The organism is Frankia sp. AgPm24, from assembly GCF_023243055.1.
In the GTDB taxonomy this organism is placed as follows: Bacteria; Actinomycetota; Actinomycetes; order Frankiales; family Frankiaceae; genus Frankia; species Frankia umida.
Genome location: NZ_JALKFW010000024.1, coordinates 1 through 8,739, shown reverse-complemented (window position 1 = coordinate 8,739; position 8,739 = coordinate 1). Strand labels below are relative to the sequence as shown.

Genomic DNA, 8,739 nt, shown 5'->3' with positions numbered 1-8,739 from the left:
CCGAACTGTTCCATGAGGACGGCTTCGGGGGGTAGGGCGTCGCCTTCGTGGAGTTCACCGCGCACGATCTGGCGGCGCAGGTGGGCGGCGACGAGTTCGGCGGTCTTGGGTACCCGGACGTGCTGACCGACCCGGTTCGCGGCCAGCAGCGGGCCCCCCAGCCCGCGGGTGATGGTCCTGGCCGCGGTCCCCTCCGCGGTGGTGCCACGGCTCAGGCGCACCGGATGTGGCGCGACGCGGGACGTCGCGAGATCTGCGGACGGCGTAAGCGTCATACTTTTGTTCCCCCTGGTGACGGCTGCCTGTCCCGGTTCGACGCGGCTGCCTGAGCGTGACCATTGATAGGTGGCTCGTAACCACTGCAAACCAGTTGGCTACCAACCGTGCTTACTAGGTCGCATTGTGGCAGCGCGTCGGAGAGGTCGGTCCTGGGGGGCGTGGGAGTACCACGCTGTAATACGCAGATTGTTACGCAGAGTAGATGTAGCGCCCGATGTGTCATCCACCTACCGAGCTGCTCGCTTACACCGTGCCCGCTGCCCGTCCGCGCCGGTCGGCCCGGGGCGAGGTGCCGGTTGACCTGGGACGATGTGACCCCGTTCGCGGGGCTGTCGGTGGTGACGGGCGGAGTCGCACCGGCCCGTCCGAGGGCTCCGTCCCGCCGGCGGTGGGTCCCGGTCAGAGAGGTGGCTACGCGCTGTCGTCGGCCGGAGGGTGTTCGTCCGACTGGTTGACCGGTCGGGGCGGCGGGGGCTCGGTGGCCCGGAAACGGCCGGTGGCCCGGCACCCGTTGCGAGGATGCGGGGCCACGGACGGTGACGGTCGGAGGGTGACTCAGACGGTCGTGGTGATCGCCGCGGAGGTCTCCGCGGCCTCCAGGGTCACCGCGACGGCGTGGACGACGGACGCGACCCGGATCGCGTCCTGGATCACCTCGCGGGCCACGCCACGCTCGCGCAGCTCGTGCTCGTGCGCGGTCAGGCAGCGTCCGCAGCCGTTGACCGCGGAGACGGCCAGCGACCACAGCTCGAAGTCGACCTTGTCCACACCCGGGTTGGCCAGCGCGTTCATCCGCAGACCCGCCCGCAGCCGGGAGTATTCCGGGTCCTCGAGCAGGTGCAGCGTCCGGTAGTAGATGTTGTTCATCGCCATCACCGCGGCGGCGGTGCGGGCCGCGGTGGCCGCGCCCGGGTCGAGGTGCTGCACCGCCTCGGGTTCGAGCTCGGCGAGCGTGGTGCGCCCGCGGCTCGCGATCGCCGCGGCCAGCACCGTGCCCCACAGCTGCCGGGGGGACAGCTGCGACTGGCTCGTCACCGAACCGAGGTTCAGTCGCAGGTCACGGGCGTAGTCGGGGAGCAGCTCCCGCAGTCGGGCGACGGACATCAGACACCGACCGGCTGCGGGGCCGGGGCCGGGGCCGCGCTGCCCAGCGTCGCCTCCCCCTTCTGCCAGTTGCAGGGGCACAGCTCGTCGGTCTGCAGGGCGTCGAGCACCCGCAGCACCTCGGCCGGGTTCCGTCCGACGCTGCCGGCGGTGACCATGACGAACTGGATGACGTTGTCGGGGTCGACGATGAAGGTCGCCCGCTGCGCCACACCGTCGTCACCGAGCACGCCGGCGCCGGCGGTGAGCTCCTTCTTCAGGTCGGCGAGCATTGGGAACGGCAGGTCTGTGAGGTCCGGGTGGTTCTGCTTCCAGGCCAGGTGGACGTACTCGCTGTCGGTGGACACGCCGAGGACCTGTGCGTCCCGGTCGGCGAACTCGTCGTTGATGCGACCGAAGGCGGCGATCTCGGTCGGGCAGACGAAGGTGAAGTCCTTCGGCCAGAAGAACACGACTCGCCACTTGCCGGCCCGGCTGGTGGAGGACTCCTGGACGAACGCGGTGTCCGGGTCGCTGGTGACGACGCCGGTCAGGTCGTAGGCAGGGAAGGTGTCGCCAACGGTCAGCACGTCCACGTGCTCCTTTCGAGGTGGGGCCTGCCGGGTGCGGGTGGCGCCGGGCAGGGCGCGAGCCGCTGTGGGGCAGGGCCCCGGGGAGAAGTCCGGTACGTGGCCCACTCTCGTCAGCAACAACTGAGAAGTAAAATCGAAAAGTTCCGCAGTTTTGATAGCCTCGCTCTATGGCTAGTCCGCAGCCCACAGTGACCCAGCTTCGTGCGCTGGTGGCCGTCGCCGACCACCGTCACTTCGGTCGGGCCGCGGCCTCGCTGCACGTGAGCCAGCCCACCCTGTCCAGCGCGGTCGCCGCCCTCGAACGCACCCTCGCGGTGAGCCTGGTCGAACGCACCACGCGCAGCGTGCTGCTCACCGGCGTCGGCGAGGAGATCGTCCGCCGCGCCCGGGTCGTGCTCGGCGCCGTGGACGACCTGACCGAGGTGGCGCTGCGGGCCCGCGAGCCGTTCGCCGGAGATCTGAGCCTGGGCGTCATCCCGACCATCGCCCCCTACCTGCTGCCCCGCCTGCTGCCCGCGCTGCGCGGAGGCGACGGCGGTGCGGATACTGGTGGCCGGACCCCGCCGCTGCGGCTGCGGGAGGCGCAGACCGAGACCCTGCTGGCCGAGCTGCGCGGCGGCGCGCTCGACCTCGCGCTGCTCGCGCTGCCCAACGACGAGCCCGGCATCGGCGAGATCCCCCTCTACGACGAGGAGTTCGTCCTGGTCACCGCCGCCGCCCATCCACTGGCCGGGGGAAGTTCGCTGCCGGTCGCGGCGCTCGGCGGCCAGGAGCTGCTCCTGCTCGAGGACGGCCACTGCTTCCGCGCCCAGGCGCTGGACGTCTGCCATGAGGCCGGCGCCCAGGAACGCACGGCGCTGCGCGCCGCGAGCCTGTCCACCATCGTCCAGATGGTCGCCGGCGGCCTCGGCCTCACGTTGCTGCCCGCCGCGGCCGTTCCGGTCGAGGTCGGCGAGGGCCGGGGCCTGGCCGTCGCCACCTTCCGCCATCCCGCCCCGCACCGCCGCGTCGGTCTCGCCTACCGCACCACCTCGGCCCGTCTCGCAGACTGGACCCTGCTCGCCGCCCGCATCCGCGCCGCCCTGCCCGCCACCGGCCTCGACCTCGCCCCGGTGCTGGACGGCACCGTGGTCAAGGGGTGACGGTGCCGAAGACGTCGGGGACGTTCTCGTCCAGGACGAGGAGGGTGGCGATGCGGGTCAGGTGGTCGCGGTCCCTGGCGGGGGCGTGGGCGGCCAGGTCGGTCAGCCGTTCGCTGACCTCGTCGTAGAAGGCGTCGGTGCGTTCCTTGCCGGCGGGGGTGAGGCTGACGGTGATGGCGCGGCGGTCGGTCGCCGACATCGCGCGGGTCAGATAGCCGCGGCGCTCGACCCGTTCGACCAGGCCGGTGACGCTGGACTTGTCCAGGCGCAGCATCGCGCTGATCTCGCCCATGCCGCGCGACTGGTCCTTGAGCACGCACATCAGCTGCGCCTGCGGCACCGACAGCCCGTGGCGCGCGCAGACGTCGGCGTAGAGCGAGTTGACCAGGTAGGACAGGCGTACCAGGGCCACCGGTGTCGTGAACATCGTGCCCACCCGGGATCTCCGCCTCTCCGCCTCTCCGTTCGCTGACGGCTCAGCCTACCGACGGACACGCGCACAGCGCGGCACAGTCCGACGCGGATGCCCGGGAGCCCAGCGGCCGGCAGCCCGAACCCGGATGGACGCGCCGGCGGCCGGTGTTGCGGTTCAGGCGAGGCCGGTCACGATCGTGACGGTGCCGACGGCCAAAGCAGGTACGGGTTCGGGCCAGCGGGCGGACAGCAGCAGCCGCTGCAACTGGTACTGGATGATGCCGGCGGCCAGTCGTGCGTCGTCCAGGAACTCGGCGAGGTTACTGACATGTGCGAAGACCTGCCCGGTGGGCGACCATCGAAAGGTGATGACCAGAAGGTCTCCCGTGGTGCCGACATCGAGGAGAGCGACGCTGCCCCAAGGGCCCGCGGGGGGAGGTGGCGGGGTGCTTCCGTCCATCGGCGCGTAGGCCCGCCGCCGGGTTACCTGATCAGAATCCGGCGGACCTTCAGCGATCGGCTCCCGGCCCTGCACCTGATCTCCGTCGGCCGCGATCAAAGCCCGCAGATCGCGGGTGATCCCTGCCGCGACCTCCGCCATCAACGCTGCCTTCATCATCGGCCCTTCGTGTTTCGCGGCTATCGTCACAACGTATCGATCTGGGGAGAGACCGCTCGAGAATTCTCCGAGTGCCGCGGGGGCAACAACCTCATCGCACGCCTGGAAGGGACGCGAAGCACCCTCTCGCCCCCGGGACCCGCCGGGTCATTTGTTCCACGCGGCCGAGAACGTCGGTCGACGTGCCCGCGGACCTGGAAGGTCAGTGGGGATCGCGGCTGGCGACGCTCGGCGCGTCACCGGGGTCGGCCGGTGGAGTGGGGCCGAGGTCGGCCAGCAGGTCGTCGAGGACGGCCTCCTCCTCAACCCGATGGCGGTGCTCGCCAAGGGCATCGCTCAGGTCGGGGTCGAACCGGGCGTCGACGGGGCGTCCCGTGAGCCTGGCGAGCCCGGGCCGTAGTGCCCGCTCGTAGTGGGCCCGGTCGTACCGCCAGGGGACGGCGCCGAACCGGGTGGTGACGGTGTTCGCGATGGCCAGCCCGCCCCAGTCGAAGTCGCCGTGGTAGCGCAGGACGGCGCCCGCGTCGGCGAGCAGGCGCAGCAGGGAGGCGGCGGCCGCGGCCGGCATACCTCCGACGCAGACCAGCGGCCGGCATCGGGCGCCGAGCCGGTCCGCGGCGGCGCTCACGACCGCCGGGTTCTCGCAGACGAACACGGCCGTGCCAGCCAGCGCGGTCAGGGTCGGTGGGTCGCCCACCAGCTGGCGCAGTGACAGGTGCACGGGCTCACCGGCCCCCCGCCACAGGTCCAGGACGCGGCCGGTCACGCTGTGCCGGTTGCCGGGCAGCCCGAGTGTCAGCACGGGCAGCGCCAGCTCGCTGACGAGGACGCCGACCGCGGCCCAGGCCTCCCGGCGCCACTCGGCGGACCGCGCGGTCCGTCCCACCAGCTCGTCCGGACCATCATCGCCAGCGTCGCCATCATCGGCATCGGCGCTGAGCGACCGGCCGAGCAGGGCGACAGCGTCGAGCAGCAGACTGGACAGGGGGCGGTCGGTGTCCAGGCCGTGACCGTCGCCCAGCACCCGGGCGGCGAACACCGAGATCGGCGCGCCGTCGGCCGGCAGCGCGCCCAGCACGGACACCGCCGCCGCCATCAGCGCCTGCCCCTCCTCCCGCGAACCGGCGAGCCGGCGCAGCAGACCGGTGGTGCCAAGCCGGTCCCGCCAGGCCCCGAGCGCCGGGCGAGCGTCCACGAGGGGATCGGCCAGGGCGAACACGGCCTGCCAGTCGCGGGCCGCCTCGGCGGCGAGCGCGGCGCGGTCGACGACGGGACCGGTGAGCGCGACGACGGCGGCCGCGAGGCTCGGCGCGCATCCGCTGCGCCGCACGACCGTGTCGAGGTCGTCCACGTCGACCCGCAGGGAACGGCCCGACCGGGGGCGGCGTCCCAGCAGCCCGGCGAGGGCGACGCGCTGCTGCTCGGACGGATCCGGCAACGTGAGTGCGCCGGTGAGGGACCCGCCCCGCTCCAGCCGGGACCGCGCCCGTGCAAGGATCCACTGGGTCGGTGGCCCGAACAGCCGGCCGAGCCGTTCGAGGTCGACCGTCCCACTGACGGCTGTCCCGACCTCGGTCAGGTCGAAGCCGGTCGCACCGTGGTGGATCACCGGCTCTGTGCTCACGGCTCGTCCCACAGTGTGTTCTCGGCAGCCGCGGCGGCGCCGGGCCGCACGTCGGTAGCGGTGGCAACGCCGGCGGGCCGCCCGACGCCGGCGGGGAGGCGCTGGCGGCCGTCCCAGCGCCAGCGGGTGACCAGGACCGCGTCGATGCCGTCCCGCCGGGACAGCTGGCTGATGGCCAGGCCCGGGACGGTCGGGTAGCAGCCCCATTCCCGCTCGCTGGTCATGACGACGTCCATGTCGAAGACGGCGAGCAGGCCAAGGCAGGACGCGCGGGCGTCGTCGTCGACGCCCGCGAACGCCTCGTCGAGCATGACGAGGCGGGGCGCGTGCGACTTACGGGCCGAGCGGTAGTGCCCGGACGCGGCCGCGAACAGCGGAATGGTGACGGCCAGGGCCCGTTCGCCGCCCGAGGCCGGGCCGGACGCCGAGCGCCACTGGCCGTCGGAGAAGCGCTGCACGGCGAACACGTGCCAGCGGCGGTAGTCGAGGGCACGGCCGAGGTGTTCCAGCCAGGTCCCGCCGGCGTCCCGGTCGCGCTCGGCCTTGATCTGCGCCTGCAGGAACGCGCCGACGGCTTCCCGGTCGGCGGGTGACCAGGCGTCCGCGACCTGGCGCAGCAGGCGGTCCCGGGCAGGGCCCAGGCCGGGTGGCGCGTCCGGGCCGGGACGCCACTGGAAGCGCAGTTTCATGCCGGTGCTGTTGGGCCGCTCGTCGAGCTCGGCGTTCATCCGCTCGACCTGGTGCTCGGCGTCGCTGATCAGGTCCTGGAGATGGCTGGCGACCTCGCTGACGAGGTGGTTCTCCAGGATGGTCCGTTCCCGTTCGGTCAGCAGGCGACGCCGTTCGGTCACCTCGACGCCGAGCGCGTCGGCCAGCTCCGCGGGGCTCATCATGCGGGTGCGGAACGTCGCCTCGACCACCCAGCCGTCGTCGGTGAGCGTCGCGGCGGCGTGGTGGCCGTGGCGGCTCATCACCTCCCGCAGGGTGCCGTGCTCGGCCGCGATGAGTTTCTGCACCCGGTCCCAGCCGGCGTCGGAGTCGTCCACCTCGCCGACCGCCGCCTCGATCTGGCGGGCGAGGCGCACCGCCGGGTCGGGTGTCCATTCCCGGCCGGTGTCGGGGAACGCCAGCTCGGGCAGGGCGATGGCCAGCAGTCCGCCGGCGGCGAAGCGGCGCAGCCGGCCGGCCGCCTCCCGGCGCTGCTCGCCGAGGTCCGCGACCCGGCTGGTGAGACCGCTCTCCTGCCCGCGGGCCTGGCCGACCGCCTCCGCGATCGTCAGCCGGAGCTGGCCGAGTTCCCGGCGCCGGACGGTGGCGGAGTCCAGAGCGTGCTGGGCGGCGGCGAGCTGGCGCTGTACCTCGGCGACGGCGGCGCCGACCGTGCGTTCCCTCGTCTCGAACGCCGTGCGGGCTGACAGGTGCTCGCCGCGGGCGTCGGCACGCTGGATCTCGCGCCGCTCGACCTGCTCCTGGACGTCGGCCAGGTCCTGCTCGGTCTGCGCGAGCTGGGCCGCGGCGGCGACACGTTCCCGCACCGCGGGCCACAGCGCGGACAGGGCGACGCGGTAGGCGACGAGCGCCTCGCGGGTCTGCTCGAGCTCGTCGGTCGCGACCGGCAGGCCGAGCTGGGCGGCGGTCTCGTCGCGTTCGGCCCGGGCCTGCCGGAACGCGTCCTCGGCCCGCTCCGCGGTCCGCGTGGCCGTCTGGTGGACCGCGTCGGCGCGGTGTCGGTCGCGGTCGGCCTGGCGGGCGGCGGCGAACGTGTGGCGGGCCGGGGTGTCCGCCGGGAGGCCGGCCACCTCGTCGTTGAGTGTGGCCCGGCGCTGGCGCAGGGTCACACGGGCCGCGTCGTGCTCGGCGATCTCGCGGTCAAGGGCGGCCAGTTCGGTGTCGATGTCGGCGAGGTGGTTGCGGCGGGCCAGTTCACGCGCCGCGTGCCCGAGGTAGCGGGCCGCCGGTTTGGTCCAGGAGCCGCGCAGCCGCCCGACGCGGAACCGCCCGTCCGCGGCGACCCAGGTGTCGCCGACCCGGTCGACGGCGTCCGGATCCGCCGCGCCGGACGTATCCGCGGGGACGTACCCGATGCGGGCCAGGACGGCGGCCACGATCGTGTCGGGGACGGCGGCCGCTGCCGGGTCGCAGCGGTCGACCGCGGGACACAACACCGCGCCGAGATGGTGGTCGCCGACAGGGCCCGCGCCGGCCCCGTCGGCGACGATGGCCACGTCGTGTGTACCGGGGGCGAGCAGCCGCCCGTCGGGGCTGAGCCAGGCGTCCAGCAGCCCGGACGCCTCCAGCGCCGCCTCCAGCCCGGCGATCTCCGCCGGACCCGGCGGTGGGGAGGCCGCCAGGGCCGGCGCGGGTGTCGGACCCGCCTCGCGCGGCTCGATGAGCTGCCACAGTGGCGCTCCCGGCCGGCCGTCCCGGTCGCCGGCGCGGGTCGGCGGGGCCGGCGGGGACAGCCGCGCCCCCTCGGCCAGGGCGCGACGCTCGGTGCTCAGGTCGCGCATCCGTGCCTGCGCCTGCGCGACGGTGGTACGCAGCCGCTGGTCGGCGGCGCCGAACTCGTTCTCCAGCTCGCGGGTGCGCGCCATGACCGCGGTGATCAGCGGACTGTCCCCGTCGAAACCGTCCAGCCAGTCGGCCACGGTGGCGAGGACGTCGTCGAGGTCGGTCAGGCGGAGCTGCTCGGTGCCCTCGAGGTGGCGGCGCGCCGCGTCGACGAACGCGACCGAGGCGGCCTGCCGGGTCGCCTCGGCGCCGGCTACGGCCTCGGCCGCCCCATCGAGGACCGACCGGGCCTCGTCTCGCTCCCGCCGCCGGTCGGCCGACCGTTCCTGGGCTCGACGGTCGGTCGCGATCAGGCCGGCGACCAGCTTGACCGCGTCCTCGCGGTGTCGGGTGACGTCCTCGGCCGCGCGCCCGGGGGGCGGGGGCCCCCCCCGGCCCCCCGCCCCCGGGGGGCCCGCGGGGCGCCCCCGGGGG

8 protein-coding genes are annotated in these 8,739 nt (G+C 73.8%); 1 reads left to right on the top strand and 7 read right to left on the bottom strand.

Annotated elements, in window-relative coordinates; genetic code table 11:
- The 3 genes from MXD61_RS05060 to MXD61_RS05050 form a co-directional block, all read right to left on the bottom strand.
- On the bottom strand, nt 1-275 hold a 275-nt coding region (locus MXD61_RS05060; protein ID WP_248811687.1), incomplete at its 3' end, for a GntR family transcriptional regulator.
- 559 nt (nt 276-834) lie between these two features.
- On the bottom strand, nt 835-1,383 hold the full coding sequence (locus tag MXD61_RS05055) for a carboxymuconolactone decarboxylase family protein (protein WP_248811686.1): 549 nt from the start codon (nt 1,381-1,383) through the stop codon (nt 835-837).
- Nucleotides 1,383-1,952 carry a peroxiredoxin gene (locus tag MXD61_RS05050; protein ID WP_308222680.1) on the bottom strand — a complete coding sequence of 190 codons (570 nt, stop codon included), beginning with the start codon at nt 1,950-1,952 and terminating at the stop codon, nt 1,383-1,385. The genes MXD61_RS05055 and MXD61_RS05050 overlap by 1 nt, the downstream gene beginning before the upstream one ends.
- Nucleotides 1,953-2,122: 170 nt before the next feature.
- Between MXD61_RS05050 and MXD61_RS05045 the strand changes: the two genes are divergently transcribed.
- Nucleotides 2,123-3,097 carry a LysR substrate-binding domain-containing protein gene (locus tag MXD61_RS05045; RefSeq protein ID WP_248811684.1) on the top strand — a complete coding sequence of 325 codons (975 nt, stop codon included), beginning with the start codon at nt 2,123-2,125 and terminating at the stop codon, nt 3,095-3,097.
- Here the strand turns inward: MXD61_RS05045 and MXD61_RS05040 are convergent.
- From MXD61_RS05040 to MXD61_RS05025, 4 genes are all read right to left on the bottom strand, one after another.
- A complete protein-coding gene (locus MXD61_RS05040; protein WP_248811688.1) occupies nt 3,087-3,524 on the bottom strand; it encodes a MarR family winged helix-turn-helix transcriptional regulator in 438 nt (145 codons plus the stop codon). The genes MXD61_RS05045 and MXD61_RS05040 overlap by 11 nt on opposite strands.
- A gap of 162 nt (nt 3,525-3,686) precedes the next feature.
- The gene (locus MXD61_RS05035) at nt 3,687-4,130 is read right to left on the bottom strand and encodes a hypothetical protein (protein ID WP_248811683.1); all 444 of its coding nucleotides are present in this window, start codon (nt 4,128-4,130) and stop codon (nt 3,687-3,689) included.
- A 202-nt stretch (nt 4,131-4,332) separates the two neighbouring features.
- A complete protein-coding gene (locus MXD61_RS05030; RefSeq protein ID WP_248811682.1) occupies nt 4,333-5,754 on the bottom strand; it encodes a TIGR02679 family protein in 1,422 nt (473 codons plus the stop codon).
- The coding region (locus MXD61_RS05025) for a TIGR02680 family protein (protein ID WP_248811681.1) at nt 5,751-8,739 on the bottom strand (2,989 nt) is incomplete at its 5' end. The genes MXD61_RS05025 and MXD61_RS05030, both read right to left, overlap by 4 nt.